Source organism: Spirosoma flavum, from assembly GCF_042686045.1.
Taxonomy (GTDB): Bacteria; Bacteroidota; Bacteroidia; order Cytophagales; family Spirosomataceae; genus Spirosoma; species Spirosoma flavum.
The window spans coordinates 1,480,144-1,505,258 of record NZ_JBHUOM010000002.1 but is presented as its reverse complement, the minus strand read 5'-3'; the positions used below and the strand labels follow the sequence as shown (position 1 = coordinate 1,505,258).

At 47.5% G+C, this 25,115-nt stretch carries 17 protein-coding genes; 6 read left to right on the top strand and 11 right to left on the bottom strand.

Annotated features, from left to right (window positions below; genetic code table 11):
• Positions 1-206: 206 nt before the first annotated feature.
• Complete coding sequence (locus tag ACFS25_RS11680; RefSeq protein ID WP_381500311.1) at positions 207-1,589, bottom strand: RagB/SusD family nutrient uptake outer membrane protein; 1,383 nt, start codon at positions 1,587-1,589, stop codon at positions 207-209.
• A gap of 6 nt (positions 1,590-1,595) precedes the next feature.
• Positions 1,596-4,796: a SusC/RagA family TonB-linked outer membrane protein gene (locus ACFS25_RS11675; protein ID WP_381500308.1), complete on the bottom strand. Its 3,201-nt coding sequence runs from the start codon at positions 4,794-4,796 to the stop codon at positions 1,596-1,598.
• Between the two features lie 318 nt (positions 4,797-5,114).
• Here ACFS25_RS11675 and ACFS25_RS11670 point away from each other — a divergent pair, with 318 nt between their 5' ends.
• Positions 5,115-8,081 (top strand): hypothetical protein, encoded by a 2,967-nt coding sequence (locus ACFS25_RS11670; protein ID WP_381500304.1) that lies wholly within the window; start codon positions 5,115-5,117, stop codon positions 8,079-8,081.
• A gap of 78 nt (positions 8,082-8,159) precedes the next feature.
• Here the strand turns inward: ACFS25_RS11670 and ACFS25_RS11665 are convergent, their stop codons facing one another.
• From ACFS25_RS11665 to ACFS25_RS11640, 6 genes are all read right to left on the bottom strand, one after another.
• Positions 8,160-9,485: an ABC transporter permease gene (locus tag ACFS25_RS11665; protein WP_381500301.1), complete on the bottom strand. Its 1,326-nt coding sequence runs from the start codon at positions 9,483-9,485 to the stop codon at positions 8,160-8,162.
• Positions 9,486-9,580: 95 nt separating this feature from the next.
• On the bottom strand, positions 9,581-10,495 hold the full coding sequence (locus tag ACFS25_RS11660; RefSeq protein ID WP_381500297.1) for an ABC transporter ATP-binding protein: 915 nt from the start codon (positions 10,493-10,495) through the stop codon (positions 9,581-9,583).
• A 167-nt stretch (positions 10,496-10,662) separates the two neighbouring features.
• The gene (locus tag ACFS25_RS11655; protein ID WP_381500295.1) at positions 10,663-11,091 is read right to left on the bottom strand and encodes an RDD family protein; all 429 of its coding nucleotides are present in this window, start codon (positions 11,089-11,091) and stop codon (positions 10,663-10,665) included.
• A 276-nt stretch (positions 11,092-11,367) separates the two neighbouring features.
• On the bottom strand, positions 11,368-11,805 hold the full coding sequence (locus tag ACFS25_RS11650; RefSeq protein WP_381500292.1) for a chromate transporter: 438 nt from the start codon (positions 11,803-11,805) through the stop codon (positions 11,368-11,370).
• Positions 11,806-11,903: 98 nt separating this feature from the next.
• On the bottom strand, positions 11,904-13,151 hold the full coding sequence (locus tag ACFS25_RS11645; RefSeq protein ID WP_381500289.1) for a dicarboxylate/amino acid:cation symporter: 1,248 nt from the start codon (positions 13,149-13,151) through the stop codon (positions 11,904-11,906).
• Between the two features lie 200 nt (positions 13,152-13,351).
• Entirely contained in the window at positions 13,352-13,804 is a 453-nt protein-coding gene (locus ACFS25_RS11640; RefSeq protein ID WP_381500287.1) for an SRPBCC family protein, read from the bottom strand.
• Positions 13,805-13,960: 156 nt separating this feature from the next.
• On the opposite strand from ACFS25_RS11640, the gene ACFS25_RS11635 reads away from it, so the two are divergent.
• The 3 genes from ACFS25_RS11635 to ACFS25_RS11625 all read left to right on the top strand — a co-directional run bounded on the left by ACFS25_RS11635 (position 13,961) and on the right by ACFS25_RS11625 (position 19,672).
• A complete protein-coding gene (locus tag ACFS25_RS11635; RefSeq protein WP_381500284.1) occupies positions 13,961-17,995 on the top strand; it encodes an ATP-binding protein in 4,035 nt (1,344 codons plus the stop codon).
• Positions 17,996-18,256: 261 nt separating this feature from the next.
• The gene (locus tag ACFS25_RS11630; protein ID WP_381500281.1) at positions 18,257-18,646 is read left to right on the top strand and encodes a LytR/AlgR family response regulator transcription factor; all 390 of its coding nucleotides are present in this window, start codon (positions 18,257-18,259) and stop codon (positions 18,644-18,646) included.
• 294 nt (positions 18,647-18,940) lie between these two features.
• A complete protein-coding gene (locus ACFS25_RS11625; RefSeq protein WP_381500279.1) occupies positions 18,941-19,672 on the top strand; it encodes an endonuclease III domain-containing protein in 732 nt (243 codons plus the stop codon).
• 74 nt (positions 19,673-19,746) lie between these two features.
• On the opposite strand, the gene ACFS25_RS11620 is transcribed toward ACFS25_RS11625, so the two are convergent.
• The 3 genes from ACFS25_RS11620 to ACFS25_RS11610 all read right to left on the bottom strand — a co-directional run bounded on the left by ACFS25_RS11620 (position 19,747) and on the right by ACFS25_RS11610 (position 22,064).
• The gene (locus tag ACFS25_RS11620) at positions 19,747-20,451 is read right to left on the bottom strand and encodes a hypothetical protein (RefSeq protein ID WP_381500276.1); all 705 of its coding nucleotides are present in this window, start codon (positions 20,449-20,451) and stop codon (positions 19,747-19,749) included.
• Positions 20,452-20,538: 87 nt separating this feature from the next.
• The gene (locus ACFS25_RS11615; RefSeq protein WP_381500273.1) at positions 20,539-21,030 is read right to left on the bottom strand and encodes a hypothetical protein; all 492 of its coding nucleotides are present in this window, start codon (positions 21,028-21,030) and stop codon (positions 20,539-20,541) included.
• Positions 21,031-21,122: 92 nt separating this feature from the next.
• Positions 21,123-22,064, bottom strand: a complete 942-nt coding sequence (locus ACFS25_RS11610; protein WP_381500270.1) for an OmpA family protein — start codon at positions 22,062-22,064, stop codon at positions 21,123-21,125.
• A 248-nt stretch (positions 22,065-22,312) separates the two neighbouring features.
• On the opposite strand from ACFS25_RS11610, the gene ACFS25_RS11605 reads away from it, so the two are divergent.
• Both ACFS25_RS11605 and ACFS25_RS11600 read left to right on the top strand, forming a co-directional pair.
• Positions 22,313-23,350: a threonine aldolase family protein gene (locus ACFS25_RS11605; RefSeq protein ID WP_381500266.1), complete on the top strand. Its 1,038-nt coding sequence runs from the start codon at positions 22,313-22,315 to the stop codon at positions 23,348-23,350.
• A 150-nt stretch (positions 23,351-23,500) separates the two neighbouring features.
• On the top strand, positions 23,501-25,099 hold the full coding sequence (locus ACFS25_RS11600; RefSeq protein ID WP_381500262.1) for a carbon-nitrogen hydrolase family protein: 1,599 nt from the start codon (positions 23,501-23,503) through the stop codon (positions 25,097-25,099).
• Positions 25,100-25,115: the final 16 nt, after the last annotated feature.

Genomic DNA, 25,115 nt, shown 5'->3' with positions numbered 1-25,115 from the left:
ATAAGAGTGGTATATAAGTGAACGTATGTAAACTATCCGACCAGCAAATAAGTCACGTTTGGGATTACTTTACTCACCGTTGGCGGATGTGCTATCAGTAGGGAAATTACGTATTATACCGTTACCAAGGCGAATTCTCAAAAATAGATTAAACGACAAAGGGGACTTACCAAGTCCCCTTTGTCGTTTAAAGAAAACTTACACCATTAATACCCCTCATTTTGAGGAAACGTTGTCTTGTTGTTATACACATCAACTTCCGACTGCGGAATTGGGTAAACGACCCGGTAAGCAGGCATGGTAATGCCCGTTACTTTGATGGCGGCTACAGCCGTACCGGTACGAATCAGATCGAACCAACGGTCGCTTTCCAAGGCCAGTTCCAGCCGACGCTCGTTAATAATTGCCGTACGAAAGGCTTCTTTGGTAGCCAGTTGCGCTCCGGTATAAACCGCCACACCTGCCCGAGTCCGTACCCGGTTCAACACAGTAAAGGCTTCACCATCGGCCAGATAGCTAACTTCGTTCAACGCTTCGGCATAAAGAAGCAGCACATCAGCAAAGCGCAACACCGGAAAATCGTTGCCCACATCGCTCGTTGCCGACAATTCATCATAAAACTTCCTCGGCACGGCATTGATGCTGGTGGGCACCTGAACCATTACCGTTAGCGGAAGTCGTTTATCACCAGCCGAATAAGCGGCTCGCAACGATGGCTCGACGGGGTCACCAATACTGGTACCGAACCACGAACCATGTCCTTCACCCACCAGTCCGCCTTTCTTGTACTTCACCGCGAAAAGAAGTTCAGCATTGTTCTTGTTCGTTACGGCAAAAACGTCAGCAATATTGGGTAGTAGCTGATAGGTTGTTCCATTCACCAAATCCTTCAGGGTAGACACGGCCAGGTCATACTTTTTTTCCGTCACGTATACTTTGCCCAGCAACCCTTTAGCCGAACCAGATGCGGCCCGACCAATATCGGTACCTGTATAAGTGGCGGGCAAACCGGCGGCAGCAGCCGTCAGATCTTTTTCGATGGCTGCATAAATATCGGCGACTTCGTTACGCATATACGAACGGGCGTCGGTTGTAGTGCCAGCCGTCAACACGAGCGGCACTTTTCCCCACAGTCGAACCAAATTGAAGTAGGAAAGTGCCCGAATAAACTGCGCTTCGCCTTTATAGCGGGCTTTCAGCGGGGCATCCATCGTTACGGCGTCAATTTTGTCCAGAATCAGATTACAGCGGTTGATACCGGTATACAGGCTTCCCCAGGTATCACGCAGGACACTGTTGGTTGTCGGCTCAATGAATCGGTCGATGTTGTAACGCAGACCCGAACCCGACGACGGATCGTTGTCGAGAACATTATCGCTTCGGGTTTCAATGATCGTGTTGTAGTCACCACCGTACTGCGTTGAATTCTGCAACGCGTCGTACGCACCATTGACCGCGTTATTGAAGTCATTGGCCGTTTTATAGAAATTGTCCACGTTGGGCTGCGACAACGGTTTCAGTTCCAGAAAATCTTTCTGGCAGGCCGTCAGACCAACAAAAGCGGTGAGAAATAAAGCTATTTTTTTCATGGCTGATTAGAATGATAGGTTAATACCGACCGACGTAGTGCGGGGCAACGGATACGTGCCGTAATCTTCACCCGATGAAAGCGCACTGTCGGGACGACTGTTAACCTCTGGATTGTAGCCGAGGTACTTCGTAAACGTAAACGGATTTTGAGTTGTCACGTACAACCGGGCACGATTCAGGTGTATCCGCTGCATCAACGCAGTGGGCAATGTATAGCCCAGCGTAATGGTACGTATGCGAACGTATGAACCACTTTCGATATGCCAGGTAGAAATTTCACCGTTAGATCCTGATGCCAGACGGTTAGCTCGGTTAACCAATCCATTACCCGGATTATCAGGCGATTGCCAGCGGTCAAGTGCTCCTCTGTAGAGGTTGCCATTGCCTTCCATGTTGTAGATATAGCGTCGGATCAGGTTCAGGATTTTATGGCCCTGAACGCCCTGAACGGCAAAACTAAAATCGAAGCCCCGATAGGCAAAGTTGTTGGTGAACCCAAAGGTGAACTTCGGGAAGTAACTGCCCGTAACGGTTCGGTCGCTGCTGAAGTCAATTTTACCATCGCCGTTGTTATCCCGAAATTTGAAGTCACCGGGCCGGGTGGTCGTTGTGTGCGGATAGGCGTCTATTTCAGCCTGATTTTTAAACACCCCGTCATAAATCATCGTGTAATATTCACCGATGGGGTGGCCAATCTGCGTAATAAACTGAGCGCCAGCCACGCCACCCGCCACAATAATTGGATCACCTGAAGGTCCGAGTGCTTTTACTTTGTTGCGGTTAGCCGCGATGTTTGCACTGGCATCCCAGCGAAACCGGCCAAAGGTCTGGTGCGTACCCAGCGTTAATTCAATTCCCTGATTATTTACTTTGCCGATGTTCTGCAACTCAGTACTGAAACCTGATGCACGCGGCACTGGCACATTCAGCAATAGGTCAGAGGTGTTGGCATTATAATAATCGACGCTCAGGTTCAACTGGTTACGAAAGAAACTTGCGTCAACCCCAATATCGAACATGGCCGTTTTTTCCCACTTCAGTTTGTCGTTGGCCGAATTGCCGGGGGCTAAACCACTCACGATGGTTTCGTTGCCGAGAATATAATTCTGGTAATTGAGCAAACTCACCGAGCCATAGTTCGGAATCTGGAAATTACCCGTTAGTCCGTAGCTGGCGCGTACTTTTAAGTCGCTCAACCACGTAGCCGATTTCATAAACGATTCCTGCGACACATTCCAGCCAGCCGATACCGACGGGAAGGAACCATAGCGGTTATTGCGGCCAAACCGCGACGAGCCATCAGCCCGGATAGCTGCCGATAACAGATATTTTCCATTGTAATCATACTGAACTCTGCCCAGATACGACAGCAGCGACCATTCCTGAATGTCGGAACTACCCGACGATACCTGTCCGGCGTTGAGCGTATAGACTAAATCGTTGGGAAAATTACTGGCTGTGAGCTCGTTGGACGTCCGACGATCTTTCTGAGCCGTGAACCCCGCCAGAGCCGAAATGGTATGCAAACCGAACGAACGGTTGTAGTTCAAGGTATTTTCGACGAGCCAGTCGACAAAGTTCTGTGCCCGCGAGAAACCCGTTGGCGTCGAGGGGCCTTTACGATCCCGGATTTCCAGCGTCGATGGTCGGTAATAATCACGCTGGAAACTATTAATGTCTGCACCAAGACTCAGGCGATACGACAACCCTTTCATGATTTCGTACTGCGCATACACATTTCCCAACACCCGCAACTGGCTCAGCTTGTCGCTTACCTGATTGGCAATAGCTACCGGATTCAGAATCGATGTGGCCCCGTATCCCCAGGCGTTACCGCCAAAATTATACGAACCATCCGCATTATAAACCGGGAAGATTGGGGCCATTTGCAGGGCCAATCCCACAACGCCTTCACCCAGATATGGCCCTTCGGCCTTAACCAGATCGTGGTATGAGTACGTTGGATTAAGATTGACGCCCACGGACAGACGACCACTTTTTACATCAACATTGGCTCTGGCGCTATACCGTTTAAAGCCCGAGCTAATGACAATGCCCCGCTGATCCATGTAATTTCCCGATACATAAAACTTAACGTTGTCTTTACCGCCAGAAATGGAAAGTGTGTGGTTCTGAATCGCAGCTGAGCGAAAAATGGCATCCTGCCAGTCGGTATTGGTCAGGCCAGCCTGTCCTGAGAGATACGGAACAATTTCGGGTTGGATGAGCGTACTTGGTGCACCTATACCCTTGTTCCGAATATCGTTTGAATCGGTCGGCTTACCCGTAGGATTTCGATCAAGATACGCGTTGTTTTTGGCCTCGTAGCTTAGTTGAGAATACTCATAGGCATTGAGCAGATCAATCTTTTTCGACACTCGCTGAACGCCAACATACGAGTCGTAGTTAATGATTGTCTTCCCCTCTTTGCCGCGTTTGGTTGTCAGCAGCACGACCCCGTTGGAGCCGCGCGAGCCGTAAATCGCAGCCGCCGACGCATCTTTCAGCACCTCGATACTTTCGATATCGTCTGTATTGATCGTGCTCAATACGTTGATCGGGTTGTCGGGAAACTGGGTATTCGTGCCACCCGTTGCAAACTTGGTATCGCGCGAGAGGGGAATCCCATCAATCACATAAAGCGGATCGTTACCGGCACTAATCGACCCTGTGCCCCGCACACGGACAGATAGGGCGGCACCCGGCGCACCCGATGTTTGTGACACCTGCACACCAGCGATTTTGGCCGCGAGTGCCTGATCAAAGCTGGTTACAGGCTGATTAGCAAGGTCTCTAGCCTTTACAGAGCCAATGGCGGTCGTAATATCACGTCGATTTTGGACGCCATACCCAACCACTACAACTTCGCTCAGGGCATTGTCAGTAGCCGTTAAACGAGCATCAACCACACTACGGTTACCAACCGCAATTTCGGTAGGTTGGTAGCCAATAAACGAGAAAACGAGCGTTTTCCCAGCCGCAGGCAGGTTGATCTGATACTTCCCCTGGGCATCACTGGTTGCCCCAACGTTGGTACCTTTGACCTGAACAGTCGTACCGGCTAATGCCTCGCCGTTTGCCGCATCCGTCACCGTACCAGTGATCGTTGATTGGGCATAACCGAAATGAGCTACGGCAAACAACAGGCTAAACAGCACCCATTGTCGGTAACCATTTCGGACATAATCTGGTAGCGAAATTGACATATAAAATTGGTTTATAATGATAAGTACCCATCGTATTTCTAATGCAGAAGTTTTCGACAGAGCCAGGTACATGATGGCCTGCAATAATACCTACATTCTCTCATTCTGGGTATATTACTATATACAATTAGTTAATCATTTTTTAATTTTCTCCTTGACAGTATAAATCAGTTCCTAATAGTCAACAATAATCACATTAAAGTCCTACTATCAATCATTCTCTATTCATCCTATATACTTTAATAAAGACTATTTAGTAAGGGAAGTAGCTAACTACGGTGAGTAGTTTATAAAAAAACGCTGTATCATTGATCCTGTATGCTACGAAGCCGCTTTCTCACAGTCTTAATTTTACTGAGTACCCTAACAGCAACGGCGCAAAACCTGCCCGTTCTTGATCAGAATCCCACCAGTTTACACTGGTATCGGCTGACAACGCCCCACTTTCGGGTATTATATCCCGTTGGCTTCGACTCCACAGCTCAGCGAACGGCCAAACGGCTCGAAAGTCTATACGAACCCACCAGTGCATCGCTCGAAAAACAGCCCCGGCGCATTTCGGTACTGCTTCAAAATCAGACGACTAACAGCAACGGCTTCGTAACATTGTTTCCACGTCGATCAGAGTTTTTTGCTGCTCCTCCGCAAGATCCCGGTTTAGCGGGTACGCTGGATTGGCTCGATCTATTGGCCGTTCACGAATACCGGCACGTTGTTCAAAATGACAAAGCCCTGCAAGGGTACGGGCGAGTTCTCTACTCGTTGTTAGGTAATACGGGTTTGGAGCTTCCGCTACTGACCGTGCCCGACTGGTTTGCCGAAGGCGATGCTGTTAGCAACGAAACGCTGCTCAGTACTAGTGGGCGCGGGCGAATTCCAAACTTTGATCTGGGTATGCGGGCAAATCTGCTTGCAGGAAAGCGATTTGATTATCCTAAAGCCGTTGGTGGTTCCTTCCGCGACAATGTGCCGAATCACTACGTCTTGGGTTATTTTTTGACGACCTACCTCAAACGAACCTATGGGCCTGATGTCTGGAGCCGGGTACTAAATCGAAACTACCACCGATTTCCGTGGCCGTTTGCCTTCTCAGCCAGTATCAACGATGAGACCAAACTAAAGACGGAAGGCTTATACCGTAAAACGATGGACGATTTGACCGAGACCTGGCAGAAACAGCAAGAAGGGTTAGCCATTACGCCCACAACCTCTTTTCCGGTAGAAGCCGAAAAACAACTAGCCCAAAGACCCGTTTTTACGAGTTATCAGCATCCGCAACTCCTGACCGACTCCACCGTATTGTGCGTAAAAAGCGGCCTTGGCGATACACCCCGACTGGTCATTCTGACGAAAAATGGACGCGAGAAAACAATTTCCGTACAGGGCTTTCCAAACGACCCTGACTACCTGTCGGCCACAGCTTCCAAAGCCTGCTGGATTGAGTTCGGGTATGACCCACGCTGGGGACAACGCATTTATTCGAACATCCGGGTACTCGATTTCAAGACGGGGAAACTTACCCGCCTGACTCACCGCGCCCGGTACACGGCTGTCGCGCTCTCGCCCGACAACACAAAACTGGTCGTCGTTGAAAACACTGATCGTTACAAAACCCATTTACTTGTCCTCGACGCGCATACGGGTGAAATTCAAAAGACGGTGCCTAATCCAGACAATGATTTTTACCAGCATCCGCGCTGGCAGGACGACAATAAAACGATTGTTACGGTATCGCTCAAAAATGGACAAAAAACCATTCAGTCAATTGATACTGAATCGAATAAACATATTGATTTACTGCCACGAGTCAATGAAAACATCAGTCATCCACAACCCTGGGGAAACTATGTGCTCTATAATTCGCCCCGGTCGGGCATCGACAATATTTATGCGGTAGATACTCGGTCAAAACAGGTATTTCAGGTTACGTCCCGACCGTTGGCGGCTTACCACGCCACGGTGTCACCATCGGGGGCACGAGTCGCTTTCGAGGATTTTGTCTCAACTGGCTACCGTATTGCCGATATGGCCCTTAATCCTACTACATGGAAACCTGTTACTGAACCCACTCAAGAGCAGACGGTCCGCTACTTCGGCCCATTAGTCAACCTGGAGCCGGGTGCCGCGCGGGGTCGCCGTATTTTATCCCAGCCTCCCGGATCGGCCAACCCAGGCGGGGCAGATTCGTTGCCTGCCTTGGCCTCCTACACGCCGACCCGCTTTCGGCGATTAGCCAATGCGGTTAATGTATACAGTTGGGGGCCAACAGTCGGTAGTACAGGACAGGCGCTATCGGTAGGTATCAGTTCGCAGGATTTATTAAGCACTACCCAGATTAGTGTTGGGTATACGTATAATCAGTCCGAACGGGCCGGGAATGCTTATGCATTATTGAGTTATCAGGGACTTTACCCAATTATCGACCTTAGTTTCCAGCACGGTACGCGAAGTACATCGCTCTACATCGATAAAGTCGTTCCAGTCGATAGTTTGCGTACAGATCGGTGGCAGTATGATCAGTTAACCGCCGGTTTTCGGTTGCCATTACAGCTAACTAATTCTAAATACATTCAGGGAATTAGCCTCTCGGCCTATTACAATTACCTGCACGTAACAGGCTACGACCTCCCCTACCGGTTTATTACGGAGGTGGGTGCGGCAGGGTCGCTCAATGCGCTGACGTATGGTTTCAGTTACTCGCATTTGCTCCGCCAGAGTAAGCGTGATGTGGCACCTCGTTGGGGGCAAACGCTCTCGGCCAACTACCGGACAACACCTTTTGGCGGAAAACTAACCGGCGAACAATGGGGTGTCCAGGCAAATGTATTTTTTCCGGGTCTGGCAAAACACCACTCAATACGGTTGAGAGCCGGTTACCAGCAGCAAGCCCAGGGAACCTACCGTTTCAGTGCGATTGTGTTTTACCCGCGTGGTCAATTATATGTCAGCGACGACCAGATTAAAGCAGGCAGCGTAGAATATCGATTACCGATTGCCGATACCCATTGGTCGCTGGGGCGTTGGCTGTACGTGCAACGCATAAAGGCCGGTGGTTTTTATGATCTGGCAAATGGGCAAACTGTTGCCGAAGTACGCGATATATACGGTCGGTTGCGGGGGTACGAAACCCAACGTCACGCCTACCAGACAACCGGTATCGACGTTTCATTTGTGTTCAACGCCTTGCGATTACGCACCCCGTTCGAAGCTGGATTTCGCACAATTTATAATCTCACAACACGGGAGTGGCTGATTCAGCCGTTGGTGATTGACATTGGTTTTTAAAAAGTAAAGGACGTAGAGTAAAAAGTGAAGAATGTAGTGGCCTATTCTTCACTTTTTACTCTACGTCCTTTACTTAAACTATCCTTTGTAAAGCACCCACTTCGCCAGTTCCCGGAAGGATACTTTTTTGCCATACATCAGGATACCAACGCGATAAATCCGGGCAGCTATCCAGGTGGTGCCGATAAAGCCCAGCACTAACAGAGCCATCGACAGGGCCAATTCCCAAACAGGTACACCAAATGGAATACGAACCATCATGACAACGGGCGATGTAAGCGGGATGATAGATGTCCAGAACGCCAGAGGACCATCGGGGTCACGAACGGCAATCTGGGCGAAGGCAATAGCGGCAATGATGGGCATCATGATCGGAAACATGAACTGCTGGGTCTCGGTCTCATTATCGACAGCCGCGCCGACAGCACCAAACAAGGCGCTATAAAGCAAGTAGCCTCCTAAGAAATAGAATAGAAAACAAGCAACGATAAGGGGGAGATTGAGCGTTTCAATCGCTGTCATGATTTCGGCAACGGGATTTTGAGCAGCGGCCATCTTGGTTTGTACATCCTGCCCACCCGGCATCCCGTTCATACGGGCCGTCATGGCTGACTGTGCCGTTGCTTTCGGGTGGCCAACAAACTGCGAACCGACAGTGGTGAGGCCAATCGTCAGCACGATCCAGAGCATAAATTGGGTAAGGCCAACCAGCGCCACACCAATTATTTTGCCCATCATTAACTGAAATGGCTTCACCGACGAGATAATTACTTCAACGATACGGTTGGTTTTTTCTTCCATCACACCCCGCATCACCTGGGTACCGTAAATCAATACCGAAATGTAGATCAACAATGCGCAGAACCCACTGATAATAGTTGTGGCAATACCATTGTTGTTTTTTTCGCCCGCGTCGCTCAGGCTGATGGTCTGTGCATCGACATTCACTTTTGCATCCTGAATTATTTTCTGCGTGATGCCCGCCTGCGTCAATTTTATGGTTTCAATCTCTTTCGAGATGGCCCGTTCAATATTGCTTTGCAGAGACAGACTGACGCTTTTCTCAGCGAAAATCTTGACGGTTTTGGGTTGCTCGATTACGTCTTTCGGAATAAAAACCAGTGCGTTGTAGCCCTGTTTAACGAATACCTTTTTTGCTTCCGTCAACGATTGTTTTGGGTAGGAAAATAGTGTTTCGTCGTCGTTTTTAAACTGGTTGACAAACCGTCCGCTTTCATCGATGACAGCAATTTTTTTCTGATTCATCGAACTGACAGCCGCCCAACCAATGATGGCGTAGAAGCCAAAAATGAGCAATGGTCCTAGAATCGTCATAATAATGAACGACTTTTTGCGCACCCGAACCATGTATTCGCGCTTGATAATCAGAAAAATTATATGCATATTATAGTACCGACCGTTCTGGACGGCAGGGTAAAAGAAGTGAAATTGGCCTATTTTACGAGACACCACAACCGACCGCTCCGGTCGGTATTACATTAATCATTCGTTTCGCCAACGGCCTGAATAAAAATGTCGTTCATAGTTGGGATATTCTCGCCAAATGCCCGGACGGCAACCCGGTCGAGCAGATAGCGGATAAGGTCATTAACCGCTGCATCGGGTGGTATCTTAATATTGGTCCGCAGAAATCCATCATCAGTTGACGTGGTATTTAGTACGTCAAACGCTGGTGGTAGCGTATCGAGTTCACCCTGATATTCAACATGATAGGTATGGGTTTTAAACTGGTCCTTGATGGCCCGTTTTGGCCCGTCGAGCACTTTATGTGCCCGGTTGATGAGCGCAATATGGTCGCAAAGTTCTTCGACGGATTCCATGCGGTGCGTCGAAAAGATAACCGTTTTGCCTTTGTCACGCAACTCCAGAATCTCGTCTTTGATGAGGTTCGCGTTGATGGGGTCAAAGCCAGAAAACGGTTCATCCAAAATAATCAGGTCGGGTTCGTGCATGACCGTCGCCACAAATTGTACCTTCTGCTGCATTCCCTTAGAAAGGTCTTCAACGTTTTTGGACCACCATGCTTTAATGTCGAATTTAATGAACCACGTTTTCAGCTTTTCCATAGCCTGCTTTTCAGTCAGTCCTTTGAGTTGAGCCAGATAGAGCAGTTGTTCACCAACCTTCATTTTTTTGTACAATCCCCGTTCTTCGGGCAAATACCCAATTCGCTTAATATGGTCGGGCTTCAGCCGCTCGCCCGCCAGAATAATTTCGCCCGAGTCGGGCGCAGTAATCTGGTTGATGATGCGAATGAGCGAGGTTTTGCCCGCGCCGTTGGGACCAAGCAAGCCAAAAATGCTACCCTGTGGCACAACCAGACTCACGTCGTCTAAGGCCCGGTGCTCGGCGTATTGTTTAACAATATGATGGGCTTCGAGTATGTTGTTCATTTAATTTAGGTAAAACTCTGGTAACGTTCAATAGACCCAAACTACAGGTTTTTGTTACACAACGCCAAACAATTTACGGATGAACTGCGAATCAGTTACACAGGCGGTAACAAAAAAGGCCACAACTAGAGAAGTTATGGCCTTGGCTTTCAAAAAGTCAATTACAATCAGGCTTTTACGACTATGGTTTTTGCCCATTTATCACCAAAGCGTTTGCTATCAGCACTAAATACCATCAGTACATCTACTATATTGAAAAAAGGAATCAATAAGGATACCTGCCGGGTAATGGCCGTCCCATAATCGCCAAGAAGGCTCTCGCCCGTATCTTCCTTAATAACCTTAATACCCATTAATTTTTTGCCGATACTTTGTCCACCTAAAAATTCACCTACAGCGGGTAAGGCATCCTTGGTAAGTAAATAACCAATGGCAATCACATAGCCAACCGTCACCAGCTGGTAGGACACAATCATTAATAACCAGACAGCTACATTACCAATAATGCCATCGATAAAAGCAGCAATAAATCGCTGTAAAGGAGTTGCCTTAACATGGGCAGTAATCACAGGAGTGTATGGGGATTCCACAAGCATAGGGGGTTTAAATAAAATAAAAGGCAGTAATTGAATCCCAAACGTACGAAATCAGGCCAGTACACCAAGTTAATACTATCTGAACTGCCAACGATTTATTTAGCGGTAACTTATTCATTTTCAAGAGTATTCTTTAAGAAAATATATTCCTGTCCGGAACACGCATAGTGGCTATCCTATTCCCATTCATGATCCTACCGTAGTAAGTAAAAAGCCGGAAACCACGCGTGGTTTCCGGCTTTTTACTTACTACGGTTTATAAATTATCGAACAGGTTTAATTATAGTAGTCCCGAACCTGAAAAAGCAACATCAGAAATAATAATCCCAGCAAAATTCCGATAATACTGAATGAAAAAACACTGGTTAAAATACTGAGTAATTGAGCATAGTAACTAAATACCCATCCCTGTCTTTTACGATTGAATAGACCGGGTAGGGCCAGCCCACCCAGTACCAGACCCAAAACTGAGAGAATCATGGTGATTGTATAGCTGATACCAACCCCTGCTCCACCCATATAAGCCACAGGCATTAAGGCTGCACCTATACCCAGAAAGGCCAGAATAGCTGGCAAGGTCAACAGCAAAAGCACAAGCGAAACAATGGGCCAGTACTTTACAAACCCTTCCCGGAAATTGAACGGAAATTGAAAGGGTGCTTTAGTCGTAAAATAAGGCGCTAGTTCGGTTTCTAACACGGCAGGTTGGGCCATAGTAATAAAGGGGTTAAGAGTAACAGATGAACGAATGTATTCAACTCCCTAAAAGTACACCTTCCTAGGGGTATCCTACCCTAACCATCAACGATTTATTAAGCGGTAACCTCGTCAATCGCAATAGGCTGTGTTCTAAACTCGCCTTCCCACTTAGAAATAACACAGGTCGCTACGGCATTGCCCATTACACTCGTAGCAGAACGCCCCATATCGAGCACCTGGTCGATGCCTAACAGCAGGGCAAGCCCTTCTATAGGCAGGTTGAACAGCGACATCGTTCCGGCAATAACCACCAACGACGCCCGAGGTACACCAGCAATACCTTTAGAGGTAATCATCAGCGTCAGCATCATTGTAATTTGCTGCTCAATACTGAGTGGGACATGATACGCCTGCGCAATAAAGGCCGTGGCAAAGGTCATGTAGAGCATCGATCCATCGAGGTTGAACGAGTAGCCGAGCGGCAACACAAACGAAATAATTCGTTCGGAGCAGCCAAACCGGCGCAACGCTTCAATGGTTTGTGGAAATGAAGACTCCGAACTGGCGGTGCTGAATGAGAGGATAATAGCCGAACGAACTTCTTTCAGCAAGGCGAAGTAAGGAATGCCCACAACTAAACAAATGGTGCCCAGCACCGCGAAAATAAAGAACAGCAACCCCCCAAAAAAACAAAGAATCAGATAGAGATAGCCAGATAGAATTCCTAGACCCTGCTGAGCTACTATAGCGGCAATGGCCCCCAGAACCCCAAATGGAGCAAACGCCATGACATAGCTGGTTACTTTGAACATTACATGCGATAGCGCGTCGAGTGCCTTAATGATAATTTTACCCTGCGCCCCGATGGCCCCGACAGCTATGCCAAAGAATATACTAAAGACTACGATTTGAAGAATTTCATTGGTGGCTAAGGCGTCAACAAAACTTGTTGGGACGATGTGCGTAAAAAAGTTTTCTAATGATAGTTTCTGTACTGTCACCCCTACATCAGTGCCCTTGGCTGGTAGTCTTTCTATGCTCATCACTTCGCCTGGCTTCAGAATATTGACGACCAGTAGACCAACAATGAGCGACAGGATAGTAGCAAAGTAGAAATAAGCCAGGGTTTTCAGGCCAATTCGCCCAACCGTACCGAAATCGCCGAGTTTGGCAATACCTACAACCAGCGTGGCAAAAACAAGCGGGCCAATAATCATTTTAATGAGCCGCAGAAATATTTTGGACAGGATGTTGAGATCCGTTCCTGAAAAACCGGAAGTGGTAGCCGGGAAGAAATAACCAATGGCAATACCAAGCACCATGCCCAGAAAAATACGCGTTGTAAGGTTAGGTAGTTTCATGCAGTGAGATTAAAAGGCCCTTAATAGACAAATGTAAATGAATCTGAGCAGTTCAGAAAGTTCGTACGCCTACGGAATGCCCGTTAAACTAGCCTAGTTTCTGAGCAGGTTTGCTCAGTGAGGGATCTTTTTTTCCGACTTTTATGGATATACGGTATTATGCGATTTAATAAATGTACTAAGCAAACAAAATCACTACCTTAGTCCTTACGAAATATACGCCGATAAATGGGTTTACGGTACGCAAACTGTAACCAGAGAATGGGATAAAAGAGGTAATCGGTTAATCGAAATGGGGTTCGGAAGGTAATATCATCAATAATTACCGTTTGCTCACCAGAACCGACCGATGATCGGCAAAGTCTATGGCGATGTTGCCAATAAGCCAGAAAAAACGGAAGTTTTGTTCCCTTATCAACAAAGAATATTTCGTCAGGCGTAGTTTGCTGATCAATAATGTGACTAATCCAGTCCTGGCGAAACAGTAAAAAATTTAACTGTAAATGAACCACATTACCCGGCAAACAACCATCAAAACGAATTACGTTTACGGGTGGGAAGGCAGGACTGAGTTGCTCGAAAAGATCGCGATTGAAGCCAGCCCAAACCGTGGGCAGTGGTTGTTCAACCTGGGTTTTAAGTAAAATATGCATAGTAAACGAACGGATAGTGAAGTTAGGAATAGAGAAAAACGCTTACCTTTTACGAAAAAATAGTATATTAAAGTTGGCAAAAACAACAAAGTGGTCAAATTTGCTCCCTCATATTCGTATTATACAGGCCCGGTTGGGCAACTTTTGGATTGGTTTATGCATCGGCTTGGTTACTGGGTATTCTGTTGTCTTATTGTCTGCCTACTAGGTTCATCGAGGCAGGCGGAGGCTGCTCCTGAGCCTGAATACCTTACTGTTCGCAACGGTTTACCACAGGGTTTTGTTAAATCATTGATTCAGGACCAGCGCGGTTTCATCTGGCTGGCTACCCGCGACGGACTCTGTCGCTACGACGGCGTTCATTTTCGTATATACACCCATGATCCTCAGCAAGCCAGCTCACTGTCTTTCAGCAGTATTTACGAAATTAAAGCCGACGAAGGGGATAAACTATGGGTTCGTACAGAAAACAATAACATCGATTGTTTCGATCCGGTTACCGAGAAGGCCAAACGAGTTTCCAATTCACCCGCCTTTCGACGGGCGCTCGGTCGCGACCAACTTGTTGGTATTCAGCCCGACCACGACGGTAACGTGTGGGTAGCTACGCAAACGAACGGCTTTTTTCGGCTGAATGCAAACGGCACAATTTCGCATCGGCACTGGGCCATGCAGAGCGATACAGTCCAGCGAATCATTCATGCCTTGTTGCTTGACCGTTATAACCACGTGTGGCTGGCAGCACGGGATGGCTTATTTCGGTTCGATCCGGTATCGGGTCAGTTTTTCGGCTTTCGTATAGCACAGGGGTTACCGCAGAATGAGGTATATGGGCTGCACGAACGGGTTACCGGCGAACTAATGCTTGGCTTTCCCGGTCAATTTGCTCTTTTCGAACCCGCCAATGGTCGCGTTCGACAGGTTATTACAGTGCCTGGTTCCGCTGCTAATGTCCCCCTGTTCACGAAAGATTACCGGGGCGTCGACTACATTAACCAAAGTCGGTATAGCAACAAAACCGGCTTGGTTTCGCTGCTGTCTGACCCAGTCGACAGAGACGGCACCACAGTGACCACTTATCAACCAGCTAAATTGAGCCGCTTTTCGGCGGTATCGCTGCTCATTGATCGAACAAATGTTCTTTGGATTGGCCTGAATGGCGACGGGGTAATCAAGTATGACTTGAACAAACGTCCATTTCAGACTTGGCCTTACAGTCAAAACTTCCAGACGGACTGGCTCACGCAGCAGTTTGGCGTACCAATAAATGCCATTCCTACGGTTATCCGGCAGCAATCGTCGGCGAGCATGCAGTACCAATTTGACCGGCATAAAAACCTGTGGATCACGACCCCGCAAACGGTCCCCTATCGCTATAATACCTTTCGACAAACATTTGACCCCGTTCAACCAAAAGGTATTGAGGCACGGTGGCTCCCCAATGGTGAGTTTCGTTTAACTGCCCTTTCGACCGGGGCACAGGGTGAACTTTGGGGCCTTTTGGGGCCACACAATCAGGCCGTAGTACGCCACAATCCCGATAAAGAAACCTTCACCGCTTTTCCGTTGCCCCTGCCCATTAATCACCCTTACGAAATTATGGCGATGGTGGTAGATGGTGGACGCGTCTATATGGCAACCAGGAACCATGGACTGCTACGGGCCGACCTGTCATTAAAACGGCTTATCCGCTGGCATAGTGGTGGTAACGATGCTAAAACACTACCGGGTGATGCGCTTTTATGTCTGGCCCAGGACCCGCTTCAGTATAATTTTCTTTGGATTGGCACATTTGGCGAGGGGCTATGCCGACTCGATAAAATGACAGGGAAAATTCAGCGATTTACCGTAGGGCAGGGCCTATCGAATAACGTGATTTACGCTATTCGAACGGATGGTAACGGCCATTTGTGGCTCAGCACCAACCGAGGGCTATGCCGATTTGATACGCGAACCTTCGAAGCCCGCAATTATATGGCCGACGATGGATTGCCAGGCGAAGAATTTAAACAGTTTCATGACGTAGCCTTGCCCGACGGACGGCTCATTTTCGGTGGCACTGGTGGTTACACAACTTTCGACCCGCGCCGGGTGAGCGAGGATCCGGTAAAGCCAACTGTAGCCATCACCGCTCTGCGAATCAACAACCAGCTGGTAAACGCCACGACACCTGAGTCGCCAATTCAACGTGACATTAATGAAACAGCAGAAATTGATTTAAACCATAAACAGAACTTCCTATCTATCGATTTTGCTGCCCTTGAATTTAACCAGAGCCATAAGAATCAATACCGCTACAAACTTATTGGCTTAGATAAAGAGTGGGTTTACAGCGGCAATCAGGCTACCGCCACCTATACGAATCTCCCCCCCAACACGTATACGTTTGTTGTTAACGCATCGAATACGTCGAGTGTATGGAGTCCCTATACCCATGCGTTGCGAATCGTTATTCAACCTCCACTATGGGCAACCTGGTGGGCCTATACAGGGTATGCTTTATTACTGTTAGGTGCGCTCCTTCTTTACCTGCGGGTACGCATCAACCGTATACATCTGCGAAGCCGAATGGAACTTCGCGAACAGGAGTCCATTCAGTTGAAACACCTTGACGAAATCAAATCCCGGTTCTTTGCCAATATTACCCATGAATTTCGTACGCCCTTAACACTAATTCTAACACCGTTAGAACAAGTATTGAATGACTCTACGGACTCACCTTACCATGGTCGGTTGTCACTTATTTATCGAAACGCAAACCGGCTCCTTCGACTGATTAATGAATTACTCGATTTAGCTAAACTCGACGCTGGAAACTTAACCATCACACCTACTCCCGCCGATTTACCTGATTTTATCAAACGAACGGTAGTAGTTTTCATGGAGGAAGCCCAACGCAAACACATTCAGTTGAAGCAGACTTATTACTTCAATCAGTCTTTTTATTGGTTCGACTCGGATAAAATTGAAAAAATCTTAACCAATCTCCTGTCAAACGCGCTCAAATTCACCGATGAGTATGGTATGATAACATTGTCTACCTATGTCGCGCCTATTGACCCAGCCGTAGCTCCCTCCACAAATACCGATCTTATTCGACTAACGGTACATAATACGGGAGCGGGCATTCCGGCCCATCAGGTACCACACATTTTCAATCGATTTTATCAGGCTGATCCTTTAACGGAACGATCGGTAGGCGGCTCGGGTATTGGATTAGCCTTGGTGAAAGAACTGGTTGAGATGATGCAGGGCACTATTTCGGTGAAAAGCGACCCTACGATGGGTACAACATTTACCGTCGAATTACCCTGCCGCCAAGCGCGGGCGGACCTCGTTTCTGATACCGCCGATAACTCCCTCTCGCCACTACCCGTTTATAATCAATTCGCTGTGAATAAATCCCTCGCAGATGAAAAAGCCCCTTATATACTGCTTGTAGAAGACGATGATGATATTGCCGACTTTATTGTTACTACCCTAAACACTGAATGGCGGGTGCAACGAGCGAATAACGGGAAAACCGGGGTAGAATTAGCCATTACGAATGGGCCGGACCTGATTATTAGCGACGTGCTTATGCCCAAACTCAATGGATATGAACTTTGCCGTCAGCTAAAGAGCAATCCCATTACCAGTCATATTCCTATTCTGTTATTAACTGCCAAAGTTTCTGCTGAGAGCCGCATCGAAGGATTAACAGCCGGTGCTGACGATTATCTGGCTAAGCCCTTTCAGGTTGACGAACTACTCGGACGCGTTCGGAACCGGCTGGTGCATCAGCAGCAGGTCCGTCAATATTATCGAACCCAGTTGCTGCGCGAAGGCTATTTACCGCTTGCCAGTCGAGCTCCCGAAGACGACTTTATGAATCGGCTATATTCCCTACTAGAGACCCACCTCGACGACTCCACATTTGGGGTAGAACCCTTGGCCAATGCTATTGGTATGAGTCGTATGCACTTGAACCGGAAAGTAAAAGCGATGACAGGCTTGCCTCCCAACGAACTCATTCGGGCAGTACGACTGAAACGGGCAGCTGAACTACTTCTAACGGGGGCATCTATATCGGAGGTTGCTGACCGAGTAGGGTTTGACACGGCGGCCTATTTTTCTAAAGTTTTCAAGGATTATTACCATTTAACTCCTTCGGAGTATGTCGAGCAACATCGACAAGAGCTAATAAAGTAATCCCTCATTAGCAACATTTATTTACTCTATAGGTATACTAGCTTAATTACAGATCAACTTAATAATTAGCATAAATTATATAGTATATTATCTTTAAGGTGACATATACAACCTAAAAAGAATCTTTCATATGTGATGTTACAAATTTTATAGCCCGTGTTACGAATGAGCAAGACTTGAGAAATAATCAGGTTTAGTATTGTGTCAGTTACTCAAATTATCCATATCTGAATCTGACAAGTAGTACTCCTGCGTATGTCCATGTCTGTCTTTTCATTTTCTAATCGAGCTACTCCAACGGAGTGGCCTCCTCTCAAGCTCTATCTTCGTGAAACGGGCCGTCAGTTATTTTCAGTAGCTGATCTAGTGTATTTACAGGCAGTTGCTAATTACAGTTGGTTGAATTGGGCAGATGGTCGCCGGATGCTTATGCCCCGCACCTTAAAATATTATTCGCCCCAACTACCTACCGAGTTATTTATTCGTCTCCACCGTAACTGTGTTGTCAATCGACACTTTGTGGAACGGCTGGAGCGCACAGACACAGGTGGTCTGGTTCATCTGACAACGGGTGAAGTTCTGACAGTTTCACGTCGGCGCTGGACTTTAGTTCGTCGGCAGTTAGCGAACAACAGGCCAAACCTGAATTAATTAGTACGTCTCACGTTTCAGCCATTGGCTGTCTTGCGAGTTATCCTAGTAAACTCTACCAGACTATCTCAAAAGATAAACAGTAAGTTGCTCCAGGTCGATCATCCGTAATATAGATGATCGACCTGGAGCAACTTACTGTTTATACCGTTCACGATTTTTTATTGAACCTATAGCATAGATGAGGACCAACAAGCGCCACCAATATTTGAAGATACTAATCAGGTAAAACATTCTCGTTCAGGTCGGGTTCAACAGAAATACTCAACGTTTCTTATCCAGCCCGCATTTTGTATGCAACCAAGTTCTAGCTTAGCAGCCAAAACGCTTGACGCCCACGAACGTTTAAATGAGCTATATGGCATTCAGGCTATTCACGGCTACCCCGACCCAATGCATGAGTTAATCGGTACAATTTTATCGCACCGCACTACCCACGCGAATGAAGCTACAGCCTACCGAACGATGCGCGAACGATTTCCAACCTGGGAGCAGGTTCGCGATGCGCCCCTCTCCGATCTGATCGACGCCATACAAACGGCTAACTACCCCGAAATTAAAGCGCCTTATATTCAAAATCTGCTGGCACACCTCTTTCGGGAAACTGGCGCAGCTAACATTGACTTTCTGGGTAATTTATCCACCCAGGATGCCATGAATTGGCTGACTACTCTTCCCGGTATCGGGTTAAAGACAGCTACGATTCTGTTGCTTTTCAAATTTCATAAGCCTGTCTTACCCGTGGATACGCACGTTCATCGCGTCACGCAGCGGGTAGGCATACTTGGACCAAAGGTAAGCGCCGAGAAAGCCCATACGCTCCTGCTGGCTTATCTGCCGCAGGATTCTCTGGTACTATTCAATTTTCACAAGCATTTTTACTGGCATGGCCAACGCATATGTACCTGGTATTATCCAAAATGCAACGACTGTGTTTTACGGGACATGTGCGATTTTTATCAATCGGGAGGAACCGCGTTATTAAGCAGTACGCCTATCAGAAATAAGAAATCGGCAAATTCTTAATCGCTAAATACGAATAAAGCAAGTCCCCGTTGATGTGCATCAACGGGGACTTGCTCTTTTAAGGAGTCGAAATTTTAACTCTTTTGCCCGTACTTACGTTCGTAAAATTCTTTCGACTGCTCAACCCAGGTGTCACGTTCGATGCGACCGGGAAAAAATTCAATAAGTTCGTTCACCTTGTCGATGTCTTCTTTCGTAAAGTTAGCAACCTGTCTGAACGTATAGATACCTAAACTATGTAATTTCCGCTCCAGAAACGGTCCCACCCCTACAATATCTTTCAGGTCGTCGGCTTCCGAAGCCACCGCCCGACCAATTCTATCGAAGTTAACTTCGTTGGCGCGGGCAGCAATTCGGCTTAACACAGCCGCTTCCGAATTATCGTTATTTCCAGAATCAACTCCTGCTATCGAAAAAGTAGGGCGACGTTCTATCGAACTAATTGGGGCTATCACTTCTTCATCAATCAACTCCGGTGTATCGTCGTTTGAGAAAGCAGGCAACAGAGGGTCGGCATGGACAAATGCCGGGGGTACGTCCACGACGGGCTCTGATCGGAATGAAGCAGGAGGTACAACAACGGCAGTACGTCGACTTATTTTCGACTGGCGACACGTTGCCAATTCGACTTCTTTGTCGGCAATCGACGTATGCAGGGCACGAACCCGCCCAGCAAGTACTAATCGGCCCAGTAGCCAGCCAATAAACGCGGCAAGCGCCAGTAAAATCAACATTTCGATGATGGCCACCGGTCGATTAAAGGGGTCTAATCCAAACATAATGGGATTTCAGTTTAAGGAGCCTGTTTAAGTCTCCTGGTTTTATGATACGGCTCAATAGTGATTGAACACACGGAGCCTGGCATATTATTTCTTTTTTGCTAATTCAGCTGCTTGCCCGACCCAATTATCACGTTCGATACGACCGGGAAAAAACTCAATAATATCATTTACCTGTTCAATGTCTTCCGACGTAAAATTGGCAATCTGTCGAAACGTGTATATACCAATGACGTGCAGTTTTTTTTCCAAAAATGGCCCGATACCAACAATGACTTTGAGATCATCGGCCTCAGTAGCTGATGCCAGCCCAATACGGTTGAAGTTGATTTCGCCGGCACGAGCCTGAATACGGCTCAGAACAACGGTTTCTTCATGGTCGGTACCGTTAACGAGCGTCGTTGTCCGGTAGCAATCGTCCACGTCACGCTCCGCACTGGCTAAATTGCCCTCAAGTTGTTGAATAGTACGTTGCCTGGAGATGTATCCAATGATAAAGCCCAACACACCAGCCACAATCAGCATAATCACATGCTGTATCTGGGCACCGGGCAAGTTGAGGGGATTCAGTTCAAACATAATTGTAAGAATTTACAGGTTGGACGTTTACGTTTTTTGGTCCTTGACTGGCAGACCTGAAAAGCATAAACGGAAAACGTTTAAAACAGATTTTATTCAACCACTACCGTAACACGTCGATTGGCTTTACGCCCCGAAAGGGTACTATTATCTGCTTTCGGTTCCGTTTCACCTTTTGCTTTGACGTCTATCTGATCCAGATCGATCCCCGATTTACGAAGTTTCGCTTTCACATCATTAGCCCGATCGAACGAAAGCCGCATGTTTACAGCATCGGGACCAGAATTATCGGTATAGCCCGTTAGCAATAGTTTTTTGTCTTTGTTTGCCGCTAAAAAGGTAGCCGCTTCGTCAAAAAACTTCTTCGTTTCATCGGTTTTGATATAGTTGGCTTCACCCAATGGGAAATACAGGTCAATGGGCTCAAATACCGAGGTAAACTTCTGTTTTTCAGCCAGTTCTTTTTCCGTCGTCGGCTCAACAAGGGTAACAGGTGCGGGTGTCGTAGCCAAACCTGAGAAGGCAAAATCAAGGCCACCGTAGAGCGAGTCACCTTTAGCCGTAAATGAGAGATTTCGTTCAACACCTTTGGTCGTCAGCGATGCCGCCGGAATACCCTGTTGCACCAGATATTGTTTGATACCCTCAGCACGAGCCAGACCCAAATTTGGAAAAGTTGTCGTATTGGTTTCTGCCGACGAATAATAACCGATAATTTCGACCGTCCGACCGGGACTGCCTTTCAGATACGTAACCATCGACTCAAGTGACCCGCCAAGCGAATTGATGTTGGCGTTAGCCCCCGATTTGGCAAAGCTGAAATTGCCGGGTAAGTCGAGCCGAAAGAGATTCCCATCGGCAATAGTAATTCCATCGGCACCGGGGGGCGTTGCGGGAAGAGCCGGTTCAGCAGATACCGTTACTGGCTGAGTATCATCGACACATAGCTGCTTGATATTGCAGACATGCCACCAGGTAGAGCCGATCATCCACAAAATAAGCAGGATGACCCAGGGTGTTTTATTTGTTAGCATAGTAAGGAAGGAGGTTAGTATTGACTCCGTATTTCGAATTCCAGGGTGAGACGAAATTGAGCAGAAAAGGTTACTCAAAAATAATGGTAAGTCCTGCAAAAGCAAGATTATCACTATTTTTAGACGAATTTCTTCTATATATCCCTCGTCAAATCACGGTCAAGGTACAAGAAAAACTACTGTACGTTTTTCGAAGAAGCTCTCTATGTCGTTAACTTGCCCTTTTATACAACCTGACTAGTAAACAAATGCTTATTGACCTCCGTAGCGATACCGTTACACAACCTACGCCCGCCATGCGCGAGGCTATGTTTTCAGCCCCGCTCGGCGACGATGTTCTCGGCGATGACCCAACAGTTAACGCGCTCGAAGCGAAAGCGGCCTCTTTATTTGGCATGGAAGCGGCTCTGTTCTGCGCATCGGGCACAATGACCAATCAACTCGCGATTCGCACCCACACCCGCCCCGGCGACGATGTTATCTGCGACTACCTTTCGCACGTCTATCAGTACGAGGGCGGGGGAATTTCAGTCAATGCGCTGGCATCAGTGAGTCTGGCCCACGGCGAACGGGGCAAACTTACCCCCGACCTTATCCGCGATTACATTTATAATCCTGACGACTCGCACAAACCTCTGTCAAGACTGGTTGTGCTCGAAAACACGGTTAATAAAGGCGGAGGTTGCTACTATACAGTACCCGAAATTGCGGCCATTCGGAAGGTTTGTGATGAACACCAGTTAATTCTGCATCTGGATGGCGCTCGTCTTTTCAACGCCCTTGTCGAAACAGGTGAACCGACGGCGGCTTATGGACAGCTTTTCGACTCAATTAGTATCTGTTTATCCAAAGGACTGGGGTGCCCGGTGGGGTCTCTCCTACTCGGCAAAGCTGATTTTATCCGGCAGTCCAGACGCTATCGTAAGCTAATGGGTGGCGGGTGGCGTCAGGCAGGATTCCTTGCCGCAGCCGGAATTTATGCGCTCGATCACCACATTGACCGCCTGAAACTGGACCATTCGCGCGCCCGCAAAATCGGGGCGATACTTAAACACCTGCCTGAAGTAGAGGAAATCCTGCCAATTGACACGAATATTGTCATTTTTAGACTCCCCGAAACCATCTTAGCCAGCGATTATGTTAAAACATTAGAAACAAAAGGTATTCGTGGTATCTCGTTTGGCAAGCATCTGGTGCGGTTTGTAACCCATTTAGATTTGACGGACGAACATATCGAGCACATTGCTACTGTATTAAGCCATTCAGTAAGTGAAAACGCCGTCTAATCCAGCTAAAAAATCGTCTGCTTATCTCGCCTTGGGCATAGTTTTTTTCGTCCTTGGCGTGTCAATGAAAGGTATGATAGCTTTTACTGGGGTCGGAGCGGCTTTCCTATATCTTTATTACAAAGAGTCGAATAAAGAAAAGAAGCAGTAATGCATATTCAAACTAGAAATTTAGAAAAATCAGATTACCATGACCTGAAAGAGGCCATGATTGAGGTCTATAGTGGAATTGGGGGCGATTATTGGGAGAAGAGTAAGATCACCAAGCTGCTCAATATCTTTCCTGAAGGTCAATTTTGCGTCGAGGTAGACGGAAAAGTCGTAGCCTGCGCATTAGCCATCCGGGTCAAATATGATCAGTTCGGCGATAACCATACGTATTTCCAGATTACGGGTGGTTATACCTTCAAAACTCATAGTGATGAGGGCGATTATCTCTATGGTATCGAGGTATTTGTACACCCTGACTTCCGGGATTTACGCCTTGGCCGGCGACTATATGATGCCCGTAAGGAGGTTTGTGAGCAATTGAACCTCAAAGGCATTCTGGCCGGAGGACGTATTCCGAATTACAACAAATTTTCTGACGAGCTATCGCCCCGCGAATACATCACGAAGGTAAAGCAGAAAGAGATTTATGACCCCACGTTAACCTTTCAGCTCTCCAACGATTTCCACGTTCGGAAGGTATTGCGCGGCTATCTGCCCGGCGACTCGGAGTCGAAGGAGTACGCGACGCTGCTGGAATGGATCAATATTTATTACGTTGACGAAAAAGACAAAAAACCACATACGGACTCGATTATCCGGTTGGGGGTGATTCAGTGGCAGATGCGATTATTCAAAAATCTTGATGCTTTCCTGGAACAGGTCGAATTTTTTGTCAATGCCGTCAGCGATTACCGGGCCGATTTCATGGTCTTGCCCGAGTTTTTTAACACACCCCTGATGGCCGATTTCAACGACCTGCCGGAGCCAGTCGCCATTCGAAAACTGGCCGACTTTACCGAACGGGTGCGGGATAAACTTTGTGAATTAGCGATCTCCTATAACGTGAACATTGTGGGAGGCAGCATGCCACTGGTGGACGAAGACGGAAAACTTTATAATGTAGCTTACCTCTGCCGCCGTGACGGTTCGTTTGAAGAGTACCGCAAAATCCATATCACGCCGAACGAAGTAAAACATTACGGCATGGTTGGTGGCTACGAAATTCGGGCGTTCGACACGGATTGCGGCAAGATCGGGATGTTGATTTGCTACGATGTAGAATTTCCCGAACTGGGCCGGATTCTGGCTCAACAGGGTATGCAAATTCTGTTCGTGCCGTTCCTGACCGATACCCAGAACGGCTACTCACGAGTACGTCACTGCGCCCAGGCGCGGGCCATTGAAAATGAGTGTTATGTAGCCATTTCGGGCTGCGTTGGTAACCTGCCGCGCGTGCAGAACATGGACATAAACTACGCGCAATCGGCGGTGTTTACGCCCTCCGATTTTCAGTTTCCAACTAACGCTGTGAAAGCCGAAGCCACCGCCAACACCGAAATGGTGCTCATCGCCGACGTTGATTTGAGTTTACTGAAAGAACTCCACGAACATGGTTCGGTACAAGTGTTGAAAGATCGCCGGACGGATTTATACGAGGTAACGCTGAAGAAAGCCGCTAAAAAAGCCTTAAAACAGAAAAAAGCCTCACCTGACAACGATCCTGAACAGGTTGCACCATTGATTGTGGTAGCTGATTAAGCAGCAAAAAGGCCTT